The 22393-nt window shown below is 44.1% G+C and carries 25 protein-coding genes; 18 read left to right on the top strand and 7 right to left on the bottom strand.

Annotated features, from left to right (window positions below):
- Positions 1–7: 7 nt before the first annotated feature.
- Positions 8–694 carry an ABC transporter ATP-binding protein gene (locus MR764_RS02200; RefSeq protein WP_247977754.1) on the top strand — a complete coding sequence of 229 codons (687 nt, stop codon included), beginning with the start codon at positions 8–10 and terminating at the stop codon, positions 692–694.
- Positions 695–699: 5 nt separating this feature from the next.
- Here MR764_RS02200 and MR764_RS02195 read toward each other — a convergent pair whose 3' ends face one another.
- Positions 700–1155 (bottom strand): nuclear transport factor 2 family protein, encoded by a 456-nt coding sequence (locus tag MR764_RS02195; RefSeq protein WP_247977753.1) that lies wholly within the window; start codon positions 1153–1155, stop codon positions 700–702.
- A gap of 25 nt (positions 1156–1180) precedes the next feature.
- Positions 1181–1600, bottom strand: a complete 420-nt coding sequence (locus MR764_RS02190; RefSeq protein ID WP_247977752.1) for a hypothetical protein — start codon at positions 1598–1600, stop codon at positions 1181–1183.
- A gap of 107 nt (positions 1601–1707) precedes the next feature.
- Here MR764_RS02190 and MR764_RS02185 point away from each other — a divergent pair, with 107 nt between their 5' ends.
- The 5 genes from MR764_RS02185 to MR764_RS02165 all read left to right on the top strand — a co-directional run bounded on the left by MR764_RS02185 (position 1708) and on the right by MR764_RS02165 (position 7124).
- A complete protein-coding gene (locus MR764_RS02185; protein WP_247977751.1) occupies positions 1708–2316 on the top strand; it encodes a beta-phosphoglucomutase family hydrolase in 609 nt (202 codons plus the stop codon).
- 281 nt (positions 2317–2597) lie between these two features.
- On the top strand, positions 2598–4631 hold the full coding sequence (gene uvrB, locus MR764_RS02180) for an excinuclease ABC subunit UvrB (protein WP_247977750.1): 2034 nt from the start codon (positions 2598–2600) through the stop codon (positions 4629–4631).
- Between the two features lie 155 nt (positions 4632–4786).
- Positions 4787–5356 (top strand): Yip1 family protein, encoded by a 570-nt coding sequence (locus tag MR764_RS02175; RefSeq protein ID WP_247977749.1) that lies wholly within the window; start codon positions 4787–4789, stop codon positions 5354–5356.
- A gap of 13 nt (positions 5357–5369) precedes the next feature.
- Positions 5370–5831, top strand: a complete 462-nt coding sequence (smpB, locus tag MR764_RS02170; RefSeq protein ID WP_247977748.1) for an SsrA-binding protein SmpB — start codon at positions 5370–5372, stop codon at positions 5829–5831.
- Between the two features lie 495 nt (positions 5832–6326).
- The gene (locus MR764_RS02165) at positions 6327–7124 is read left to right on the top strand and encodes a S1/P1 nuclease (protein WP_247977747.1); all 798 of its coding nucleotides are present in this window, start codon (positions 6327–6329) and stop codon (positions 7122–7124) included.
- On the opposite strand, the gene MR764_RS02160 is transcribed toward MR764_RS02165, so the two are convergent.
- On the bottom strand, positions 7121–7843 hold the full coding sequence (locus MR764_RS02160) for a ribonuclease H-like domain-containing protein (protein ID WP_247977746.1): 723 nt from the start codon (positions 7841–7843) through the stop codon (positions 7121–7123). The genes MR764_RS02165 and MR764_RS02160 overlap by 4 nt on opposite strands.
- Entirely contained in the window at positions 7843–8457 is a 615-nt protein-coding gene (gene udk, locus MR764_RS02155) for a uridine kinase (RefSeq protein ID WP_247977745.1), read from the bottom strand. Before udk ends, MR764_RS02160 begins: the two co-directional genes overlap by 1 nt.
- Before the next feature lie 114 nt (positions 8458–8571).
- Here udk and MR764_RS02150 point away from each other — a divergent pair, with 114 nt between their 5' ends.
- The 8 genes from MR764_RS02150 (at position 8572) to MR764_RS02115 (ending at position 14070) form a co-directional block, all read left to right on the top strand.
- A complete protein-coding gene (locus tag MR764_RS02150; protein WP_247977744.1) occupies positions 8572–8871 on the top strand; it encodes a Dabb family protein in 300 nt (99 codons plus the stop codon).
- A 59-nt stretch (positions 8872–8930) separates the two neighbouring features.
- Positions 8931–9914 (top strand): type I phosphomannose isomerase catalytic subunit, encoded by a 984-nt coding sequence (locus MR764_RS02145; protein ID WP_247977743.1) that lies wholly within the window; start codon positions 8931–8933, stop codon positions 9912–9914.
- A 41-nt stretch (positions 9915–9955) separates the two neighbouring features.
- Complete coding sequence (yihA, locus tag MR764_RS02140; RefSeq protein WP_247977742.1) at positions 9956–10552, top strand: ribosome biogenesis GTP-binding protein YihA/YsxC; 597 nt, start codon at positions 9956–9958, stop codon at positions 10550–10552.
- 111 nt (positions 10553–10663) lie between these two features.
- Positions 10664–11599: a ribose-phosphate pyrophosphokinase gene (locus tag MR764_RS02135; RefSeq protein ID WP_247977741.1), complete on the top strand. Its 936-nt coding sequence runs from the start codon at positions 10664–10666 to the stop codon at positions 11597–11599.
- A gap of 114 nt (positions 11600–11713) precedes the next feature.
- Positions 11714–12349 carry a 50S ribosomal protein L25/general stress protein Ctc gene (locus tag MR764_RS02130; protein ID WP_247977740.1) on the top strand — a complete coding sequence of 212 codons (636 nt, stop codon included), beginning with the start codon at positions 11714–11716 and terminating at the stop codon, positions 12347–12349.
- 18 nt (positions 12350–12367) lie between these two features.
- Positions 12368–12931, top strand: a complete 564-nt coding sequence (gene pth, locus MR764_RS02125; protein WP_247977739.1) for an aminoacyl-tRNA hydrolase — start codon at positions 12368–12370, stop codon at positions 12929–12931.
- Positions 12932–12936: 5 nt separating this feature from the next.
- The gene (locus MR764_RS02120) at positions 12937–13329 is read left to right on the top strand and encodes a S4 domain-containing protein (protein WP_247977738.1); all 393 of its coding nucleotides are present in this window, start codon (positions 12937–12939) and stop codon (positions 13327–13329) included.
- 198 nt (positions 13330–13527) lie between these two features.
- Positions 13528–14070, top strand: a complete 543-nt coding sequence (locus MR764_RS02115; protein WP_247977737.1) for a DUF4924 family protein — start codon at positions 13528–13530, stop codon at positions 14068–14070.
- Here the strand turns inward: MR764_RS02115 and MR764_RS02110 are convergent.
- From MR764_RS02110 to MR764_RS02100, 3 genes are all read right to left on the bottom strand, one after another.
- Entirely contained in the window at positions 14057–14434 is a 378-nt protein-coding gene (locus MR764_RS02110; RefSeq protein ID WP_247977736.1) for a DCC1-like thiol-disulfide oxidoreductase family protein, read from the bottom strand. The genes MR764_RS02115 and MR764_RS02110 overlap by 14 nt on opposite strands.
- A gap of 45 nt (positions 14435–14479) precedes the next feature.
- A complete protein-coding gene (locus MR764_RS02105; RefSeq protein WP_247977735.1) occupies positions 14480–15910 on the bottom strand; it encodes a sulfatase-like hydrolase/transferase in 1431 nt (476 codons plus the stop codon).
- Between the two features lie 97 nt (positions 15911–16007).
- Positions 16008–17003 (bottom strand): N-acetylmuramoyl-L-alanine amidase, encoded by a 996-nt coding sequence (locus MR764_RS02100; protein ID WP_247977734.1) that lies wholly within the window; start codon positions 17001–17003, stop codon positions 16008–16010.
- A gap of 132 nt (positions 17004–17135) precedes the next feature.
- Between MR764_RS02100 and MR764_RS02095 the strand changes: the two genes are divergently transcribed.
- The 4 genes from MR764_RS02095 (at position 17136) to MR764_RS02080 (ending at position 22291) form a co-directional block, all read left to right on the top strand.
- Positions 17136–17900, top strand: coding sequence for a 5'-nucleotidase C-terminal domain-containing protein (locus MR764_RS02095; protein ID WP_247977733.1), 765 nt, complete (start codon positions 17136–17138; stop codon positions 17898–17900).
- A 10-nt stretch (positions 17901–17910) separates the two neighbouring features.
- Complete coding sequence (locus tag MR764_RS02090) at positions 17911–18807, top strand: metallophosphoesterase (protein ID WP_247977732.1); 897 nt, start codon at positions 17911–17913, stop codon at positions 18805–18807.
- An 8-nt stretch (positions 18808–18815) separates the two neighbouring features.
- Positions 18816–20408, top strand: a complete 1593-nt coding sequence (gene lnt, locus MR764_RS02085; RefSeq protein ID WP_247977731.1) for an apolipoprotein N-acyltransferase — start codon at positions 18816–18818, stop codon at positions 20406–20408.
- 587 nt (positions 20409–20995) lie between these two features.
- Complete coding sequence (locus MR764_RS02080; RefSeq protein ID WP_247977730.1) at positions 20996–22291, top strand: class II aldolase/adducin family protein; 1296 nt, start codon at positions 20996–20998, stop codon at positions 22289–22291.
- The last annotated feature ends 102 nt before the right edge of the window (positions 22292–22393 follow it).

The following is a 22393-nucleotide window of genomic DNA, read 5'->3' as shown; positions in this document are numbered from 1 at the left end:
TACAATTATGATCCAACTAAAAAACATCGACAAATACTACGATTCGCGTTTCCAGCGGACATTTATTTTAAAAGGCGTTAACCTTGAAGTAAAACAAGGCGAATTTGTTTCGATAATGGGGCCCAGCGGAGCCGGCAAGTCTACTTTACTGAATATTATCGGGTTGCTGGATGAAGCAAGTGCGGGAGAGTATTATTTCTGGGACGAGCCTGCACACCGGATAAAGGAAAAACAAAAGGTGCAGTATCACCGCAGCCACATTGGTTTTATTTTTCAGGCTTTTCATCTGATTGATGAATTGAATGTTTATGAAAACATCGAAACACCACTGGTTTATCGCGGTGTAAAGGGGAAGGAGCGAAAAGCGCTGGTGGCCGATTTGCTCGACCGCTTCAATATTGTAGCGAAAAAGGATTTGTTCCCAAGCCAGCTTTCCGGCGGACAACAACAGTTGGTGGCCATTGCGCGCGCCATTATCGGAAATCCGAAGTTATTGCTTGCCGACGAGCCAACCGGCAATCTTCATTCAGAACAGGGCGAAATGATCATGAAACTGTTGAAGAAACTCAACGAAGAGGGAATGACGATTATCCAGGTAACACACTCCAAAGAAAATGCACAATACGGAACGCGCATTGTAAAATTAGTGGACGGACTGGTTCAGGAAGATTTTCCGGTGGAGAACCGGAAATAATTCAATTAATCCCAAACAAAGCGCCAGTTGCCGTCGGCCTGCCTTTTCCATACGGTGTGAAAAATACCCGTATCGTGTTGGGCAACACCCATCGAGTCGATAACGGTGTAAATGTATTTTCCATAGGTGTATCCTAAATCGCCGGAGTTGGATACATCCACAAAGTCAGGTGTCCAGGTTAGTGTTATGTTGGGTGATTTTGCGGGAGAATGGGCAAAGCTTTTTTGCAGCTCTTCCTTGCCTTTGATCAGTTGATTGTTTCGCATCAGTACTGCATCGTCAGCGGCATAAGTTGCAAAAGCGGCCGGAATTCCCTCTTGGGCAGCCAAAGCCGCAAAATCCTGTTCTGCCTTTAAAATCTCCTGCTTCCATTGTTCCGGATTTCCTTTGGGAGACGGAGTTTCACATCCGAAAAGACCGGCGAAAATGCCCAGCGAAAGTAGTTTTATGGTGAATTTCATAGCTGCTGTTTTTTTTTATGGCGATTTATACCGCGCGCAATGCTGCAACTACCACAAAGAAACCCAGCAGCGCCACCAGTCCGGTAACGACCATCATGGTACGGGCTAATTTTTTGTTGGTCCAGTCGAGTATCAGCGTCGGAACAGCCAGGAGTCCGGTAAATAAAAAGCTCCAGTAAGCGGGGAGTAAGCGGGCTTGAATCGGGATTTCGTTGGTGATGACTTCATCAAGCTCTTCCCGGGCTACTTCTTCGGGACTTAAATAGTGTGCGGCCGCCAGGTGATCGCCCAGCAACACGACGAGGGCAAAAATTCCCAGGAGAATGAAAATTCCGTCACCTGTGAGCCGGAAAACTTTTTTACCTTCCACCCATCCGTATATGATAACAAAAAGGGCTGCAAATACAATCCATTGCGGGAAAGTGTACAAAAATACTTCGTTCATTGAATGTTAAGTTAAGAGGAACAAAGTTTAAAATTTTTCTGAAATGTTAAAGCACTATCGCTCACCGTTTGCGAAAAGTTTATTTTCGTGTTTTCAAAAAATAAAACATGGATCGTAAACTGGACATTCATCCCAACGCAAAGGCGCTTATTTTTGACCTGGACGGAACATTGGCCGACAATATGCCGATTCACTACCTGGCGTTTCGAAGTGTATTGAAAGATTACAATGTCGATTTGAAACCCGACTTTTTTATGTCGTTGGCTGGCGTTCCTGCAGTTGAAACCATTGCCCGCTATAACGAAGTTTTTGGTGTTCAAATGGAGCCCGAAAAGGTGGGGCACCAAAAAGAGGCGGAATATGAGACACTGATGAGTAAGATGAAACCGGTTGAACCCGTAGTGGAATTGTTGAAAAAATACCACGGAAAATTACCCATTGCCATTGGCACCGGAGGTTATCGCCGGCTGGCCGAGAAAACACTTGAAATTATAGGAATTGAAAAGTACGTTGATGTTTTGGTATCGGCCGACGATGTTCAACATCCGAAACCACACCCCGAAACTTTTCTGAAATGTGCAGAGCAAATGGGCGTGGCTCCTGAATTTTGCCATGTGTTTGAAGACGGCAAACCCGGCATGCAGGCAGCACGAACTGCCGGTATGATGGTTACCGATGTAAATGAATATTACGAAATGGATTTCAGCATCGCTTAGTCTGCAAATCCATTAAATTCCAATTTTTTTAATAAAAGTTGTGAGGATTTTTTTCTTGCCTCTTTCTTCTCAGTTGTTTTAAAGGAAAACTAGTGTTGGTAGTTGCCGTTTAGGCCGGCTACTGCAATAAAAGTCGAACTTTCCCGGCATCATTCCGAAAGAGTCGAAATTCTTTTTAGCTTTTCACAAAAACGAACATTTGATGTTCACATCTATTGCTGATAAAATCATTCTAAAATAACGGTGAAGTGATTCTGCAAATCAATTTGTAATATTGCAGGATGGATTTTAAGATTGTATCAGATTATCAGCCAACTGGTGATCAGCCTGAAGCAATTGCTCAGTTAACAGAAGGAATTACCGGCGGAGAACGTTTTCAGACTTTACTCGGTGTTACCGGGTCGGGAAAAACGTTTACGGTTGCCAATGTGATTGAAAGAGTAAAGAAACCAACCCTTGTTCTGAGTCATAATAAAACGCTGGCGGCACAGTTGTACAGCGAAATGAAACAGTTTTTTCCGAAAAACGCGGTGGAATATTTTGTTTCGTATTACGATTATTATCAGCCCGAAGCTTATATTCCCACCACGGGGACTTACATCGAAAAAGACCTTTCCATCAACAAAGACATTGAGAAACTCAGGTTGAGTGCTACTTCTGCACTTCTTTCAGGGCGGCGCGATGTGATTGTGGTGTCGTCGGTGTCGTGTTTGTACGGTATTGGTAACCCGGAAGATTTTCATGGCAATATCACTGCTTTGGCAGTAGGCGAGAAAGTTTCGCGAAACGCAATGCTCAGGCAACTGGTAGATGCCTTGTACTCGCGCAGCGAAGCTGAATTTGAACGCGGTAACTTTCGGGTGCGTGGCGATAATGTGGATATCTATCCGGCTTATGCCGATGTGGCCTACCGCATTACGTTCTGGGGAGATGAAATTGAGGAGATCAGCAGTTTCGATCCCGCCGATGGTTTGACAATTGAGAGCCTGGATCAGGTAACGATTTACCCGGCCAATATTTTTGTGACCACCAAAGACCGCATGAAATCGGCTATTCATCAGATTCAGGATGATTTGGTGAAACAGGTGGAATTTTTCAAGGAAGTGGGTAAGCCGCTTGAAGCCAAACGGATACTGGAACGCACCGAATACGACATGGAAATGATGCGCGAACTGGGGTATTGTCCGGGCATCGAGAACTACTCGCGTTATTTCGATGGACGGGCAGCAGGTACGCGGCCTTTCTGTTTGCTGGATTATTTTCCCGATGATTTTCTTACCGTGATTGACGAGAGCCATGTTACCATTCCCCAGATTCGGGCGATGTACGGAGGTGATAATTCGCGCAAAGTAAACCTGGTGGAATTTGGCTTCCGGTTGCCGGCGGCAATCGATAACCGGCCCTTGCGTTTTGAAGAGTTTGAAAACCTCGTGAACCAGGTGATTTATGTGAGTGCGACCCCAGCCGATTACGAACTGGTAAAAAGTGAAGGTGTGGTGGTGGAACAGATCATTCGTCCCACCGGGTTGCTCGATCCGATTATCGATGTACGGCCCAGTGCCAACCAGATTGACGACCTGATGCACGAAATTAACCTCAGAATTGAAAGGGAAGAAAGGGTGTTGGTGACAACGCTGACCAAACGAATGGCCGAAGAACTTTCGAAATACCTCTTGAATATGGGCGTGAAAACCCGTTATATTCACTCGGACGTGGATACAATGGAGCGCATCGAAATTATGGAGCAACTGCGGAAAGGCCAGTTCGACGTTCTGGTGGGGATCAACCTTTTGAGAGAAGGACTTGACCTGCCCGAAGTTTCGCTGGTGGCTATTCTGGATGCTGACAAGGAAGGATTTCTTAGGTCGGAACGATCGCTTACGCAAACTGCGGGGCGTGCGGCGCGTAACCTTAACGGGATGGTGATTATGTATGCCGATAAGATCACCGATTCGATGAAACGAACCATTGATTCGACCAATTATCGACGCGAGAAACAGTTGAAATACAACGAAGAGAATAATATCACGCCCAAAGCGATCGTGAAACCCACCCGCGAAATTATTGGTTACGAATACCGCAGCGACAAACAGCCTCAGTACGACGGAGGTATGGGGCAACCCGATATTGCCGCCGATCCGGTTGTGCAGTACATGAGTATCGACGGATTGGAAAAAGCCATCGAAAAAACGCAAAAGCAAATGAAAGCGGCAGCCAAAGAACTCGATTTCATAGAGGCTGCTCGTTTACGCGACGAAATGTTTGCCCTGCAGAATATTTTGCAGGAACGGAGGCGGGAACTGAAAAAATCATGATCAGGCGGTTGGCAGTAAAAATTAACTGCCGATTTTATGCTTGGCAGGAGTTCTTTTATTTATTAGTATTACCAGTGTGTAAGACGCTTATTACTCGCGACTGAAAAATTTCCTAAATTTGATAGAAAGTGTAATTTTGCTGCAAATTTTCAGGGATGGAATTCTCATTATCAAACATAATTGCCGAGGTAAAAGAACTGCTGTTTACTCCAAAGGAATTCTGGCAGGCACAAAAGGACAACAAGGAGAGTGGCGCAAAATTATGGCTCACATATATGTTACCGATTTTGCTGGCGGTGGCGGTAGCTGTATTTATTGGTGAGTTTTTCAGGCGAGTCGATTTTTTTATTGAGTACCCCTTGTTAAAGGCCTTGCGCGAAATTGTTCTTTTTATTCTGATGTATTTCCTGGGGGTGTTTTTCACCACCGAGTTGATGAAAACCTTTGGCGGAGAAAAGAACGCGGCGGTTGCCCGGAAACTGGTTGTTTATTCCATAACGCCTATTCTGTTGGTATCAATGCTCACCGGAATGTTCCCGTTTTTGTATGTTCTGGATATATTGGGAGTGTACAGTTTTTACCTGTTTTGGGTGGGGGCACGCGAGTTGCTTACTTTTCCCGACAACAAGGAAAACAGTTATATATTAATAACCATAGTGGTTAACTTTTTTGTATTCAGTTTTTTAAGTGTTTTTTTGTCGAAATTGCTGAATGCATATTATTAAATCTGAATTGTAAATGGCGCACGCACCAAAGCAAAATATTAGTTTCAAAAACAAGAAAGCCACGTTCGAATACGAATTGGTGGAGCGCTTTGTCGCGGGTATGAAACTGGTGGGGACCGAGATAAAATCAATCCGGGGCGGGAAGGTGAATTTAACCGATTCGTACTGCCAGTTTGTGCGCAACGAGTTGTATGTGATCAACCTGCACATTGCCGAATACGAACTGGGAACCTGTAACAATCACATCGCCAAGCGCGACCGCAAGTTACTTCTTAGTCGGAAAGAGTTGGATAAGCTGGCCAAGAAGGTAAAAGAGTCGGGGTTTACCATTATTCCGGTAAAAATGTTTGTGAACGAACGCGGATTAGCCAAACTGGAAATAGCGCTGGCGCGCGGTAAGCGAATGTACGATAAACGCGAGACTTTGAAAGAAAAAGATGCCAAACGCGATATCGATCGCATGATGAAATTCTGATTTTTTCAGTTGTTATTCCGGTTTCCCTCAGGGCCTGCGTTTTGTATTTTATCATCCGAACCAAAATCCTTTGGTATGAATAAAAAATTGGATCTTGATCTTTTTTATAATTATGAGCTGGGTTTCCAGTTCAAAAGATGAAGACACTTCTTCTTAACAAGATTCAATCTATTTTCCACCCAAAACATCGGAGGAGTGGTTGACTGCGGATATCGATTTGCGGCTGCCGGAAAAAAAACGGTCAGTTTCTGGATGTGATTCAGGGCGAGAATCTGGTCGAGGTACGGATGGGAGAAGCTCCCGGCGATTCGATGGTACCGGTGCAGTTTCATAACGAGATGTGGAAAAATTACCCGATTGAGAACATTACGTTAAACTAAACGTTTTGTTTTCCCATTGAATGATAGTGTATTTTAATTGTCAGTAAGTTAGAAGGGCTGATTTGTAGGATAAAATGGATTATTTGACTAATAGATAAATATAAAGGAAGAAATCATGAAGGCACAAAAGATCGTGAATGCAAAATACCATATCATTGTCGTAGTTTTATTCGTATTGGGTTGGCAGCAGGCAGGCGCATGGGGAAGTACCGGTCATCGGGCAATTGCCGAAATTGCCTACCATCAACTGAATAAAAGCACGAAAAAGAAAATTGAAAAAATACTGGGCGACAGTTATCTGCCTTTGTATGCCACCTATGCGGATGATGTGCGTTCGGAGCGTGAAAACCCGCTTGCCCGATTGCCTCATTACGTAAACATGGGATTCGATGAAAAGTATTTGGAGGCGAAAGTAAACGAACGAGGCGATCTCGTTACGGTTTTTGATGAAATGGTGGCCCGGGTAAAAGATACCAACGCTTCGGTTGAGGAAAGAGCTGCTGCCCTGAAATTTATTATTCACCTGGTAGGAGATGCACATCAGCCCATGCATGTGGGACTGGCCGAAGATTTGGGCGGGAATAAAGTAGACGTGAAATGGTTTAAAAAAGACACCAACCTGCACTACCTGTGGGACGAAGACATGATCGACTACAGCCGTTTGAGTTATACCGAACTTTCTCGTTTTGCCGGACAACCAACAGCAACAGAGTTAACCACGCTTTGGGATGCTTCCGTTACCCAATGGATTGATGAAACCCATGCGTGTACCCAAATGATCTATGATAATCTGGGCGACAAAAATTACGGATACCCTTATTATTACCAGTTTAGCCCTGTTGTTTTTAAACAGATTCAAAAAGCCGGTTACCGGTTGGGAAATGTTCTGAATAAAATAATGAAAGATATTTAAACGCTTTCAAGGTTTTCGAACGGGATAATCGGATCGCCTTTGTATTTCAGTAAAAGATTGGCTACGGCTAAGGTATCTTTTTCGCAATACATGATAATACGGTCAAGGTCTTTGTCTTCCCAGTACACTTTAGCCACCTGACTTCCGTCAATATCGTCTTTGGGTGTTGGAATGTTAAAGAGTTCACAAAGTAATGACAATGAAGTATAATGCTTGTAATCGCCAAATTTCCACAACTGAAGCGTGTCGATCAAAATGTCTTTTACTTCCCAGGGTTTTGCTCCCGCAATATCGAGCACTTTTGGTAGATTGATGTTGTTAACCAGGGCCCGGCGTGCGATGTAAGGGAAATCAAATTCCTGTCCGTTGTGGGCGCAAAGCCTGCGTTTTCCTGCCTTGGAAAAACGATGCAGGGCATTGAAAAAATTCTGAATCAGCAGTTTTTCGTCTTCATCGTAAAACGATTTCACCCTAAAATGTGGTTCTCCTTTTTTCTGAACCACATAGCCCGTAGAAATACACACAATTCGTCCGAACTCGGCATAAATCCCCGCTCGTTCATACAAGGCATCGGCAGGTTCGCCGGCGCTGATCTGAAACTGCATTTTATGTTCCCATAATTCTTTCCAGCGTTCGGTAAGTTCAGTGTACTCGGGTGCAAGAGGCACCGTTTCGATATCGATGAATAGAATATCTTCGATGTTTATATTGTGTAACATCACTGATTATTTAGTGTTTGCAGAATATGATTTGTCAGGATTTGTATGGCGATCCTATTTTTCCCTCCCTGAGGAATAATAATATCGGCATACCTTTTAGAGGGTTCGATAAACTGTAAATGGCTCGGACGAACGGTGTGGTGATAGCGTGTAAGCACCTGTTCCACGTCACGGCCCCGTTCTTTAATATCGCGGTGAATTACCCGGGCGAGGCGAACGTCGGAATCGCAATCCACATACACCTTGATGTCCATTAAATTACGCAAGGCTTCATTGGTGAGGCACAATATTCCTTCGATAATCAGTACCTGTCTGGGATTTACTTTGTGGGTTTCCTCCTGCCGGGTGCAGGTAATAAACGAATATACCGGTTCTTCAATCGCTTGTCCGGCCTTCAGTTCTTTCACATGTTCAATCATCAGGTCGAATTCGATTGCGTCGGGATGGTCAAAATTCTTTTTGCGTCTTTCCTCAAGAGGTAAATGACTGTTGTCGAAATAATAAGAATCGTGCGAAAGCACCGCAACTTCGTCTTTTGAGAATTGTTCGCATATTTTTCGAACAACTGTTGTTTTTCCCGATCCGGTTCCTCCGGCGATACCAATGATCAGCATGGTCCTCTAATTAATTGTTATCTTTCCAAAACACTACGGAAAGATTAATTTTTTGTGCTAAGAAAACACTAATTTCGCAGCATTAAAAGCACAATTTACAAAAAATAGACAGCAATGATTAATCATGTCGTTCTTTTTAAACTGAAAGCCTGTCCTGCAAAAGAGAAGGTTCTGATCATCGAAAAGTTCAAGTCGATGTTATTGGGACTCAAAGGAAAGATTGATGTATTGAAACACATCGAGGTAGGCGAAAACTACGAACTGGAGGCAAAAAGCTTCGACCTGGCATTGATTACACATTTCGAAAGTATTGAAGATCTGAATAGTTATGCAGTACATCCCGAACATGTGAAAGTCACTGATTTTGCCCGTGAAGTTGTGGAAGCCCGGGCTGCTGTCGATTTCAATTTCTGATTTTTGCATTTTAATCCGGATTTGCCGAATTTGGTTAATCATCCAAAAAACGAGAATACATGAGCAGTTTATATCCCATAAAATTCAAACCGATATTTCACGAAAAGATTTGGGGCGGCGACCGTATGCGCACCATCCTGAACAAAGATTACGGCAATTTGCCCAATTGTGGCGAAAGCTGGGAAATTTCGGGTGTTGAAGGAAATATTTCGGTGGTAAGCAATGGTTTTCTGGAAGGAAACGACCTGAACGAGATTGTTGAAATATATATGGGCGACCTGGTGGGCGATAAAGTATATGAAAAATTCGGACAGGAATTTCCCCTGCTGATCAAATTCATCGATGCCCAGGACGATCTTTCCATCCAGGTTCATCCCAACGATAAACTATCGAAAGAAAGGCACAATGCCTACGGGAAAACCGAAATGTGGTACGTAGCCGGTGCCGCCGATGGCGCTTTGATCAACTCCGGTTTTAATCAGCCCGTGGATCGTGAAAAGTACCTTGAATACGTCAATTCGGGCAAGCTAACTGATATACTTCATTACGACAAAGCCGAGGTGGGCGATGTTTTTTTTGTTCCGGCTGGGCGTGTACACGCAATTGGTAAAGGATGCCTGGTGGCCGAAATTCAGCAAACATCGGATGTAACCTATCGGATTTTTGATTACAACCGAAAAGACGACAAAGGGAACGAACGCGAATTGCACACCGAACTGGCCCTCGATGCGATTGATTATTCTTATTCGAGCGAGTACAAAACAAAATACAATACCGAACTGAACCAGGCCGTAGAGTTGGTGAGTTGCCCGTATTTTACGACCAATATTGTTGAGTTTGACCGCGATCTGGATAAAGATTACAATTCCTTCGATTCGTTTGTAATTTACATGACCCTGGAAGGATGTTTTGAAATTGTAACAGAAGGCGGAAGCGAAAGTGTTGAAATGGGAGAGACCGTTTTAATTCCGGCCAGCCTCGAATCGATACAGTTAAAACCAAAATCAAAAAAAGTGAAACTGCTTGAAGTGTACATTAAGTAGCAGAAAAATTCATAACTTAAGTATTCATTCAATTATTTTCTATGGAGATCAAAGAAGCTCAGTTTATTGTAAGCAATACTGATGTCGAAAAATGTCCGGCAGCCGATCGGCCGGAGTATGCTTTTATTGGCCGTTCAAATGTGGGTAAGTCTTCTTTGATTAATATGCTGACCAACAAAAAAACACTGGCCAAAACCTCGGGCAAACCCGGGAAAACCCGGTTGATCAATCATTTTCTGATTGATAAGGAATGGTACCTGGTCGACCTGCCCGGATATGGATACGCACAGGTTCCAAAAGCCGAACGCCTGAAATGGGAAAAAATGCTCCGGAATTACATCCTGAAACGGGAAAACCTGTATTGCCTGTTTGTGCTGATTGATTCGCGTCATCCGGCACAAAAAGTCGACCTCGATTTTATGGAATGGCTCGGCGTTAGTCAGATTCCGTTCAGCATTGTATTTACAAAATCGGATAAGCTAAAACCCGTTGAGCTGGAGAATAATCTGAAAGCTTATGAAGAAAAAATGTTTGAGAGCTGGGAGGTGATGCCTCATTACATGGTGTCATCGTCGGAGACCGGACTCGGTAAGGAAGAGATACTAACTTATATTGATCATGTAAACAAGAATGCCTGAGATTTGTAATTTGTCAGCTTTCTAAATCTGTTTCTTTAGTCAACAGTTTGGAGTGAAAGTTATAAATTTGCGGCATATTCCTAATCGGATTCAAATAAAAAACTATAGGGAATGAAAAATCACCCACTAAAAATTTTCACAGGAAGAGCCACCCGATACTTAACTGAAAAAATTTGCGACAGTCTGGATGTTGATTTGGGACATTCGTCGTGCCCGGTATTTGCCGATGGCGAGTTTGAACCCTGTTACGAGGAAACCATTCGCGGTTCACATGTTTTTATCGTTCAGTCAACTCCGCCAACAGCCGATAATTTGTTGGAATTGTTGCTAATGGTTGATGCTGCCAAAAGGGCCAGCGCGTATAAAGTAATTGCAGTTGTTCCGTATTTCGGATATGCACGTCAGGACCGCAAAGATAAGCCCCGGGTTTCGATTGGCGCCAAATTAGTGGCCGACCTGCTTTCTACTGCAGGTGTCGATCGGTTGATAACCATGGATTTGCATGCTGACCAAATTCAGGGATTTTTTAATGTCCCGGTCGATCATTTATATGCATCCACTTTGTTTGTTCCTTTTATCGAAAAAATGGGACTGAAAGATGTAGTGATTGCTTCGCCCGATGTGGGTGGAACCAAACGTGCCAATACCTATGCAAAAATGCTGGAAACGGGTATCGTGATTTGTCATAAAACTCGTGCACGTCCGAATGAAGTGGGCAATATGACTTTGATCGGTGAAGTAAAAGGCAAGGATGTGATTATTGTGGACGATATCATTGATACTGCGGGAACCATCACCAAGGCTGCCAACCTGATGAAAAAGGAAGGTGCTCGTACAGTAAGGGCTTTTGCAGCTCACGGTGTGCTTTCAGGGCCTGCGGTTGAGCGCATTGAAAAATCGGAGCTGGAAGAAGTGTATTTTACCGATTCGATTAAGCCCAAAGCCGGAAGCAGTAAGATCAAATACATCTCAACTGCCGATGCCTTTGCCGAAGCTATTCGCAGGGTGTATAAAAATCAGTCAATAAGTTCGTTATATTATAAATAATTTTTATTTTTGCACCGCTTTTTCCGAAAGCAGAGGCATATAGTTATGCATGCTGTTTGTCCGTCAGCTGACGGAAGGACTGAGTACCATAATTATTAACGTAAATTATTAAAAATGAAATCAGTTGTTATTAAAGGGGATTTGCGTACTTCCCTGGGTAAAAAAGATGCTAAAAAACTTCGCGCAGAAGAGAAAGCTCCTGCTGTATTGTACGGTGGCGAGACTCCAATTCACTTCTCAGTTGATTTCGCAGAAATGCGTCAGTTGATTTATACGCCTAACGTATTTTTGATTGACCTTGAAATTGATGGCAAAAGCTACAAAGCAATCATGCAGGATATTCAATGGCATCCGGTAGAAGAAGTTATTCTACATGTCGATTTCCTTCAGATTGCAGAAGACAAGCCAATTAAAGTGGCTGTTCCTGTTAAAATCTCTGGTCACGCTAAAGGTATCAGAGTTGGGGGTAAACTGAACACCAACCTGCGTCGTTTGAAAGTAAAAGCGCTTTCTACTGACCTGCCTGATACGATCGATATCGACGTTACCAAATTAGGATTGGGACAAAGTATTAAAGTTGCCGACCTGAAATCGGATAAAGTTGAATTCCTTGATCCTAAGTCAAACGTTATTGTTAGCGTTGCAATGACAAGGGCTGCAAGATCAGCTGCCGGTGCTGCATTGGCGGTTGCAGATGATGATGATGAAGAAGAAGAAACTTCAGAAGAAGCTCCTGCAAGCGAAGAATAAACCTTTAAAGATTATTGTGTGAAGTACTTAATTGCCGGTCTCGGTAATATAGGACCAGAATACAAAAATACTCGCCATAATATTGGCTTTCAAATATTGGACGCACTCGCTGAGGCGTCCAATATTAGTTTTAACGATAGCCGTTACGGATTTGTAGCTGAATACAAGTTCAAGGGCCGGACTTTTGTATTACTGAAACCCACCACTTACATGAACCTGAGTGGACGGGCCGTAAATTACTGGATGCAAAAGGAAAACATCGATATTAAAAATCTGCTCGTTTTGGTCGACGATCTGGCCTTGCCTTTCGGAACCATTCGGGTACGCTCCAAAGGTGGTGCTGGCGGTCATAACGGGCTTGAAAATATCAACCAGGTGTTGGGACGCAACGATTATGCACGCCTGCGATTTGGAATCGGCGATGATTTTCCAAAAGGTTTCCAGGTAGATTACGTTTTAGGGGAGTGGGGCAAGGAGGAGCTAAAAGAACTTCCTTTTAAATTCAACGATTGTATTGAAATTATTCAGAGTTTTGGAACAATCGGGGTGGATCGTACTATGAATGTTTACAACAAAAAATAACAGGTGTGGCAGCAGGCGTGAGAATAGACAAATGGTTATGGGCTGTACGGATATTTAAAACCCGTAGTCAGGCTACCGAAGCATGCCGGAAAGGACAGGTTTCGGTGGGTGACCAGCACGTAAAACCTTCGCGCGAAATCCACAAAGGTGAAACCGTTAAGGTCCGCAAATCACCGATTACCCGGTCTTTTAAGGTGCTCGACCTGACGGAGAAACGCATGGGAGCCAAGCTTGTTTTCGATTTTGCTGAAGACATTACACCACAGGAAGAGCTCGACCTGATCGAAATGCAGAAACATATGCGCTGGAGCGTACGCGACAAGGGGACCGGCCGCCCTACAAAGAAAGACCGGCGCGATCTGGACGAATTCTTTGACTGGTGGGATGAGGAGGATTAAGAGCTGAAGGATTAAGAGCTGAAGGCTCGAGGGACTGAAGGATTGAGGGAGAGAGAATGCTTGAATGCATAAATGCCAGAATGCTAAAATTAGCTGCGAACCATGAGCTTTTCGGTAATACGGCATCACAGTAGTCTGAACTTTGAACACTGAAACGCTGAACTCTAAACTTTGAACACTGAACTTTAAACTTAAGTTATGCTGGTAGCCAAACAAAAAAGGAAAGAAAATATAGTAGAGTACATTTTGTACCTCTACCAGGTGGAAGATTTAATCAGAGCGTTCAAACTTGACATGAACCAGATAGAGCAGCGCCTGGTAAGCAGCTATAAAGCCGACGACAAAACAAAGGCTGCGATCACAGATTGGTATGCCAACCTGATTTTGATGATGGAGCGCGAGCAGATCAGGGAAAAAGGGCACCTGCAGTTTCTGAAAAACCTGATAAGCGATGTAAACGAGTTTCATCTGAAACTTATGGAAACGAAGAAGGAACCGGCATATGTGCAAACTTTCCAAACGGTTGCAGGCCTGATCCGGGAACTCAGTCAGAAAAACCCCACAGCTCAAAGCGACGTCGAGATTGGCATTACAGCGGTTTATGGATTCTTGTTGTTACGAATGCAAAAAAAGGAAATCTCGCTCGATACCACAGAAGCTATTCAACGAATCAGTAAGTGGATGGGTGAATTATCAAAACTTTACCGCGACTTTGAAAACGATGAATTCAGTTTTGGATAATCCTGCAGCTTGTACGTTTCCCAAACCACCGGTAACGGTTGCGCGAAATCCATTGGTAAACCCCGTCTCTGCAGGCTTGCGGTATAGCTTTTAAAACTACTGCTCCGTTCCACGGAAAAGGCAACATTCTTCCGATTTCAACGACGGCATTCGATTCCGTAAAAACTTTCCCGTTTTTGATCAGAATGACCGAATCTGTTTCTTTTGGTATTCTATACCGATCAATTAGTTTTTTGCCTTCATCCGACTGGAGGGAAACATAGTAAAACAGATTCTGCTTATCCCTTTTTAGCAAAAAGTCAATCGATCGGTTGCATAAATTACACACGCCATCAAAAAGAATTATGTTTTTTTCGTGTCTCATATTTGTTCATAGAAACAACCTGTGTCGATATGGGTTTACTTTGTTTCAGAACAAATCAGGAAAATAAGCGTGTAAATCCAGGGGATCTTCCATCCGTTTTTGCTGATCTTTTAGTTGGGAAATAAGTTGCATTTTTATTTCGCTGAATTCCGGTTGATCCGATAAATCAATGGTTTCGAGCGGATCGTTTTCAAGATCAAACAACAGGATTTTCGGAACGCGCGGGTACACGATCAGTTTGTACCGGTCGGTTCGAATCATTCGTTGTAAGTCGATATAAGCGCCGTAAACTTCGTTCCCTGCATCATTCTCAGCATTGATAAAGGGCATCAGACTATTAAAATCAATGTATTCCGGTTTTTCAATTCCGGCCAGATCCAGGGTGGTTGCCATGATATCCTGAAGATAAACCTGCATGTCGCGTTTCTCATTTCCCGGGATATCCGGACCAACCACGATCAACGGAACCCGCATGCTGGGATCGAACATGTTTTGTTTTCCAACCAGGCCATGATGCCCCACCGAAAGCCCGTGGTCGGCGCTAAAAAGAATATAGGTGTTTTTGTCCTGGCCGGTTTCTTTTAAATGAGCGATAATTCGCCCAACCTGTTCATCCATGTGCGAAATAATGGCATAGTATTCCTGCCGGTGTGTTTTTATCGAGTACTCGGTTCTTGGAAACGGCGCCAGTCTTTCATCGCGGAGGTCGGGGCCGCAGCCGATGCTGTCTTTGTAGGGATACAATTCCAGGTAATTTTCAGGAACTTTGATGTTCTCCAGCGGATACATGTCCACATACTTTTTGGGTGACTGGCGCGGATCGTGGGGTGCATTAAAGGCGAGGTACATAAAAAAGGGCTTTGTACTCACTTTGGCCATATTCAGGAAATCAATGGCATTATCGCCCACCACTTCGCTCCAGTGTTTTCCACCTTCCCAGTAGCCGCCGTATTGCGTGTACCATGGCAACCAGGTGGTATCCGACGGGGAAAGCGGACGGTTGTAGGCTTCCGGAACACTTTTGGGCATTCCCGGGCGAATGTCTCTTACGTGCATAATCAGGCTGTCGGCAGGTATGGCTACATGCCATTTCCCGGTCATGTAGGTTTCGTACCCCGCTTTTTCCAGAAGCAAACTCCAGAACTGCCCCTGATTTTTCATTTGCGGATAATTACTTTGCGCCGACTTTGCTCTCCAAAGGTATCGCCCGGTGTTCAGCATGGCCCGGCTGGCGATACAAACTGCGCCGTTCCAGCCTCCCATGTTGTACGAGTGGGTAAAGGTTACTCCCGTTTCGGTTAATTTATCGAGGTTGGGCGTAATTACTTCGTCGTTTCCAAGTCGATGGATGCCTTCATAAGTAAGATCATCCGCAAAAATAAAAAGGAAATTGGGCTGATTTTTCTCGGTGGAGGTTTGAGTGCATGCTGTCATCAGAACAAATCCAATAAGCAGGAGCAGATATGATTTAGCCATGGTGTTAATTTTCTACCTTAAAAGTAAGAAGAATAACTTTCGGTAATCATGATTAAATCGAATTTATTGCCTGAGAATATTTTCCAAAAGTGAAGTTCTACTTGTTGGTCTTAAAATCCTGAACAAGTCCTTCGTACAACCAGTTGGCCAGTGCCTGACGGTTAGCCGAAATAATCAGACGTTGAATATCGCGCTGATGGTTGACATTGCCCAACTCGATGTACACTGCCGGCGGGTAGGTATTTTTTACCACATACAGGTTTCTTTCCGATACGGTTCCTCCATATCCACGTCCGGGCTGGTGTTCCTGGTATTTCCGGGCAAAAGTTTGCTGCAATATTTTGGCGGCTTTTTCTCCGGTTTCGCTGCGTTTATCGTGGTAGAAAAACACATCGATATTTTCGGCCCTGCTGCGCGAATCGACATGAATGGCCACCATACGCTGAAAAGCTCCCTTGTTTTTCACATAAAGCTTATTTACCGCATCAGAACGTTGGTTAAGACGCTTGATTTGATTGAGCGGAATAGTAAGCCGGGGGTAGCAAACCTCGTCTTTGTCCACTTTCAGGTAGCTGTCGTCGCGGATACCGTCGTTGGGATCGATGGTGATCATGTAAACTGTTGCCCCTTCCGAAATCAGGTTTCGTGCCAGTCTGAGCGTAACATCGTAAGCATATTCGTCTTCGGCTACCAGGTGGTTGTTGTATTTGCCCAGCGCTCCCGGATCTGGCCCACCGTGACCCGACATCAGGTAGTAAACAGCTCCCTTTAACTGTTCGCTCTCGATGACCACATTTTCGTATTTCTTGCCAAATATTTCGTGCCGTTCGGTTCGTAAACCCGTTTTTGCTGCCACCGGTTGATCCGGAACATCGCTTACTGTGTTTGCTGTGTCCGGAAGCTTGTATTTTGCCCCGGCTATCAGCGTATTGTCTTTCCCCAGCGCGTCCTTGTTCAGTGTGATAAAATCCTGCATGTAATCAGCTGCCGGAAGCCCGTAACGTTTGAGCAAACGGAAAATACCGTCGCCTTTTTCTGCCACTACTTCCTTGGTCTGTGCAGAGGCTGGCTGGCCCCAAAAAACGGTAGCCAAAATTATTAAATAGATAACCTTTACAAGTGATTTTATATGTAAGTTTGCCTTAAACATATCAAGTTTATTTCTGTTTACAGTAAACGAGTTTCATGCTAAAATAAAGGTAACGCACATAAATTTCTTTTGTTTATGCGACATTCTATCAGCCACACTCTGTTAATAACTTTACTTGCTGTCATTATATCCTGTAGGGCTCCCCTGGTTCAAACCGGAACAGAGACAAGGAACATTCCGGTAGCGGAGGCCACAAATCCGCTGGACAGCAACATCATTCGTCTTTATCTTCCTTACAAAAATCTGCTCGATAAAGACATGAACCGCGTGATTTCTTATTCCGAATCGGAAATGGAGAAAGATAAACCCGAAAGTTTGCTGACGAATTTTCTGGGCGATCTTTTGCTCGAAGAAGCCGGCAAAACAGAGCTGGCCCAGACGGAAAACATAGTGCCGTCGGTATCGTTCTTCAATTACGGAGGAATCAGAACATCGTTGCCCAAAGGCGATATTACTGTAGGAAAAGTCTACGAGCTGATGCCGTTTGAAAACGAACTGGTGTATTTGAAACTCGACGGTAACACTATGAAGGAGTTTCTGGATTACATTGCCCGGAAGGGGGGCGACAGCGTGGGAGGCGTTCGCTTAAAAATTTCGGACGGAAAAGCGGTGGATATAAAAATCGGAGGGCAGGATTTTGATGCCGGGAAAGCCTACTGGCTGGTCACCAACGATTACGTGGCCGGTGGCGGCGATGGACTGGAAGTGCTGAAACAACGCCTCGATTATAAAACCACCGGTTTGTTGATTCGGGAACTGATTATTCAGAACCTGGAAGCCAAACAAAAGAACCACGAAACAATACATGTAACACTGGATGGGAGGATTAGTAATGAATAGACGACATTTTATGCGAAACATAGCTGCAGGATCGGTGGGGATTGGTTTTGGACTTACCCCCTTCGAATTGCTGGCCAGCGATGATTTTGTTACGATCTCGATTCTGCACACCAACGATATGCATTGCCACATCGAACCCTTTAGCGACAGCAACGAACGTTATGCCAACAAAGGCGGGCTGGCGCGTATTTCAGAATTGGTAAAGCGACAACGGGCCGAAAATCCCAATACGCTTTTGCTCGATGCCGGTGATATGTTTCAGGGAACGCCGTATTTCAACTATTATAAAGGTGAACTGATGCTGAAGGTGATGAGCGCTGTCGGCTACGATTTGGGAACAATTGGTAATCACGAGTTCGACAATGGTTTAAAAGGAATTTACGACCCACTACCCAATGCAAAGTTCCCGATTATTAATTCGAATTACGATTTTTCAGACACGCTTTTAAACGGCAAATTCGACCGCTATAAGATATTTACCCGCAAGGGAATTAAGATTGGCGTTTATGCCGTGGGAGTTGAACTCGACGGACTGGTGAGTAAAAGGAATTTCGGAAATACCGTTTATCACGATCCGCTTCAGGTGGCGCTTGAAATGGAGTCGTTTCTGAAACACGAAAAGAAATGCGACCTGGTGATTTGTTTGTCGCATATCGGGTTTCAATACAAAAACAATAAAGTGAGCGATATGGTGCTGGCTGCCGAAACGTCTATGACTGACCTGATTATTGGCGGCCATACACATACTTATCTCGAAGAACCATTGGTGGAGAAAAACAAAGCCGGAGAGCCGGTGATTGTAAACCAGGCCTGGTGGGGTGGATTAATGGTTGGGAAAATTGATTTTGTGTTCGACCGCAATAAAAAGCAAAAAAAGCAGATCATTTCTAAAAACCTTGAATCATAAATCAACCAATGAAACGCACTCAACGCTTATTGTTATCGCTTTTTTCCGGTGTTTTGTTAAGTCTTGCCTGGCTGGGATTTCCCGGTTGGATCCTCTTTATCGCATTCCTTCCGCTCTTTGCTGTCGATAAATATTTTGTTGACCGAAAAGAGGAGTATCGGAGTGTGTCGTTCTGGGGACATGCCTTTTTAACTGTTTTTACCTGGAATATTCTCACAACCTGGTGGATTTTACATGCGACTGCCGTTGGTGCGGCCATGGCCATTATCACCAATTCATTTCTGATGTCGTTGGTGCTTTGGCTGGCTCATGTTGCCCGCCGAAGATTTCGCTCGAACCTGGGGTATATTTGTCTGACAGTATTTTGGATTTCGTTTGAATATTTCCATTTTCACTGGGATATCGAATGGCCCTGGCTGCAGCTGGGCAATGGTTTTGCTAACGATGTTAAGATCATTCAGTGGTACGAATTTACCGGAACTTTTGGTGGTACGCTTTGGGTGCTGTTGTTGAATGTGCTGATCTTTAAATTGCTGGTTCAGTTGCAGGAAAGAAGTGCCAAACGCGAGAAAATTGTTTCGTTGGTGAGCATTGCAGTGGCGGTTGTGCTTCCTGTGTTGCTTTCGGTTATTATCTATTCAAACTACACCGAGCAAAATAACCCGAAACAGGTAACCATTGTGCAGCCCAATGTTGATCCCTATTCAGAAGAATACGATATGCGGGCAGAGATCCAAAAGAAGGAGAATTTCCTGAAACTGGCCGCCAGTGTTTCCGATAACAATACCGATTTTATTGTTGGCCCCGAAACCGTTTTTGAAAATCCCGGCTACTGGAATGAAGGAAATTTGCAGACAAACGGCTTTGTGCGCGATATGAAGAATTTTATGAATAATTATCCCCGGGCTGAGCTTTTATTTGGTGTTTCTTCGTTTAAAATATACAACAGCAAGGCAGAAGCAACGCTGACTGCACGAACATCGAGCGATGGTATGACTTACGATCGTTTTAATACGGCTATTTTTCTGGATCGGAACGGCAATGAGCAGGTGTACCACAAATCGAAGCTGGTAGTGGGAGTCGAAAAAATGCCGTTTATGAAATACCTGGGTTTTATCCGCGACATTGTGATCAATATTGGCGGAACCACCGGGAGTTTGGGGCGGCAAAAAGAGGCGAGTAATTTCGTTTCTGCCGACGGAACACGCGTGGCTCCTGTAATTTGCTACGAATCGGTGTTTGGCGAATACGTTTCTGACTATGTAAAGAAAGGCGCTGAGCTTATTTTTATTATCACGAACGACGGTTGGTGGAAGAATACACCGGGCTACAAGCAGCACATGTCGTTTGCACGCTTGCGGGCCGTCGAAACCCGCCGAAGTATTGCAAGGTCGGCGAATACAGGTATTTCGTGTTTTATCAATCAGCGCGGAGAGGTGAGTCAACCCACTCCGTGGTGGCAGGAAGCTGCCATTTCAGGAACAGTGAATACCAACAAAGAACTCACATTCTATGTCAAACACGGCGACTACATTGCGCGTGTGGCTTTATTTACAAGTGTATTGCTGGTGTTGCTTTTGGTGGTCAAACGGTTCCGCTAGGTACAAAAAAAATCCGCATCAATTCATTTTGCGTAAAACCCCTGTATAACAGGATTTGAGTGCCCGGTTGATCAAACTTCCATCGGTCAGAAGACTCATCCGTCAGCAGACGGACTACAAGGCCTGTTTTAGCAACCATAAAGAGCGTTCTCGGTTTAATTTTTTCTGTTGAGTTTACCAATCTTTGAATTAATGCGGACCGTATCTTAATCTATTTAAAGAACTCGTGTTGTATGACTCAAATGTAGCTGTAACCTTTGGTATATGCAAATTTTACACGTTAATTCTCTCGTGTTTCCATGTAATGTATTGTTGTCTAGTTTATTAAAAATGGCCTTTTTTTGATCCCCGGAAACGGCATTTTACAATAAGAAAAATTATAATGAAAATACAGAATAGGCTAAAAAAAGGGAAGGTAAGTGGTAAATCCGGAAGCGGTGTTAATCATAATAACCTGGCGCGTTGAAGATTCATTTAAAATGTAAGAGAAAGAGTGCCCCATATGAGAAACAGGTCATTACAGGATAATAATTCGCTTCGTACCCTATAAATTTGTACCATAACAGTCATTTAAAAATTACGACGAAATGAGGAAGCTTAATACGAAATGGATGCATCCGCGTGACCAGATCACGATGATCATCGACAAGATATACCGAAGTGGCTTAACCACTACTTCGGGCGGAAATATTTCGATTATTGATGAAAACGGGGATGTTTGGGTAACACCCTCTGCCATCGACAAAGGAACATTGCGGCCAACAGATATTGTTTGTGTAAAAAGCGATGGAACGATTGAAGGACGACACAAACCTTCTTCTGAATATCCGTTTCATATAGCGATATACAAAAGCCGTCCCGACATAAAAGCGGTTATCCATGCGCACCCGCCGGCGCTGGTATCGTTTAGCATTGTTCGCGAAATTCCGAATACGAATGTAATTCCACAGGCAAAACATGTTTGTGGCCCCATTGGCTATGCGCCTTACGAATTGCCGGGCAGTGAAGAACTGGGTGAAGTAATAGCCCGCGAATTTTACAAGGGATTTAACTCGGTGATCATGGAAAACCATGGAACCGTGGTTGGAGGAAGCGATTTGAGTGATGCCTACCAGCGTTTTGAAACGATGGAATTTTGTGCCCGAACCTTGATTAACGGAAGTACGATTGGGACACCCAATTACCTGACCGACGAACAAATCAATGAGTTTGAAAGCCAGATCCCTCGTCTGTTACCCGAGATGGAGGAGGTGGAATATCCATCAGACGAACGAGCCATTCGTGAGCAAATTCGGCGCATAGTGCTGCGTGCCTGCGATCAGGGATTGATGATTAGCTCCTACGGAACGGTGTCGGTTCGCTGGCGCGGAAACGATTTTCTGATTACACCGCCCAATGTTGCGCGTTGGGATATTCAGATGGAGGATATCGTTCAGATTAAAGACGGAAAACGGGAGCCCGGCAAAATTCCAAGCCGCTCTACCTGGCTGCACCAGGAAATCTACAAACGCAATCCTCATGTTAATTCCATCATTCTGACACAAAGCCCGTATTTGATGGCCTACAGTGTTACCGGCGAGAAAATGGATGTTCGTACCATTCCAGAAAGCTGGATCTTTTTGCAGGACATTCCCAATATGCCTTTTGGTTCGCATTTCGCAGGGCAGGAGGCCATTTTGAATACTTTGTCAGTAAATACGCCGGCAGTGATCATCAACAACGACTCGGTGTTGGTTACCGGTGATAAGTTACTCGGAACGTTTGACCGGCTGGAAGTGGCCGAGTTTAGTGCGAAGTCGCTTACCATGGGCGCATCGCTTGGAAAGCTTGTTCCCATTAACGACCGGCAGGTGGAAGCTCTTCGGAAGAAGTTTCTTTCGTAATTGATTTGACATCGGATAAAAGTTTTAAAGGCATTCGGTATAGTCCGAATTTGTAATAAATTCAGCATAAGGTTAGTTTGGTTTTTAGAAGATTTTCTTTTT

It is taken from the genome of Maribellus sp. YY47, assembly GCF_023111095.1.
Taxonomy (GTDB): Bacteria; Bacteroidota; Bacteroidia; order Bacteroidales; family Prolixibacteraceae; genus Draconibacterium.
The sequence above is the reverse complement of the archived record's forward strand: the minus strand, read 5'-3'. Positions and strand labels throughout refer to the sequence as shown.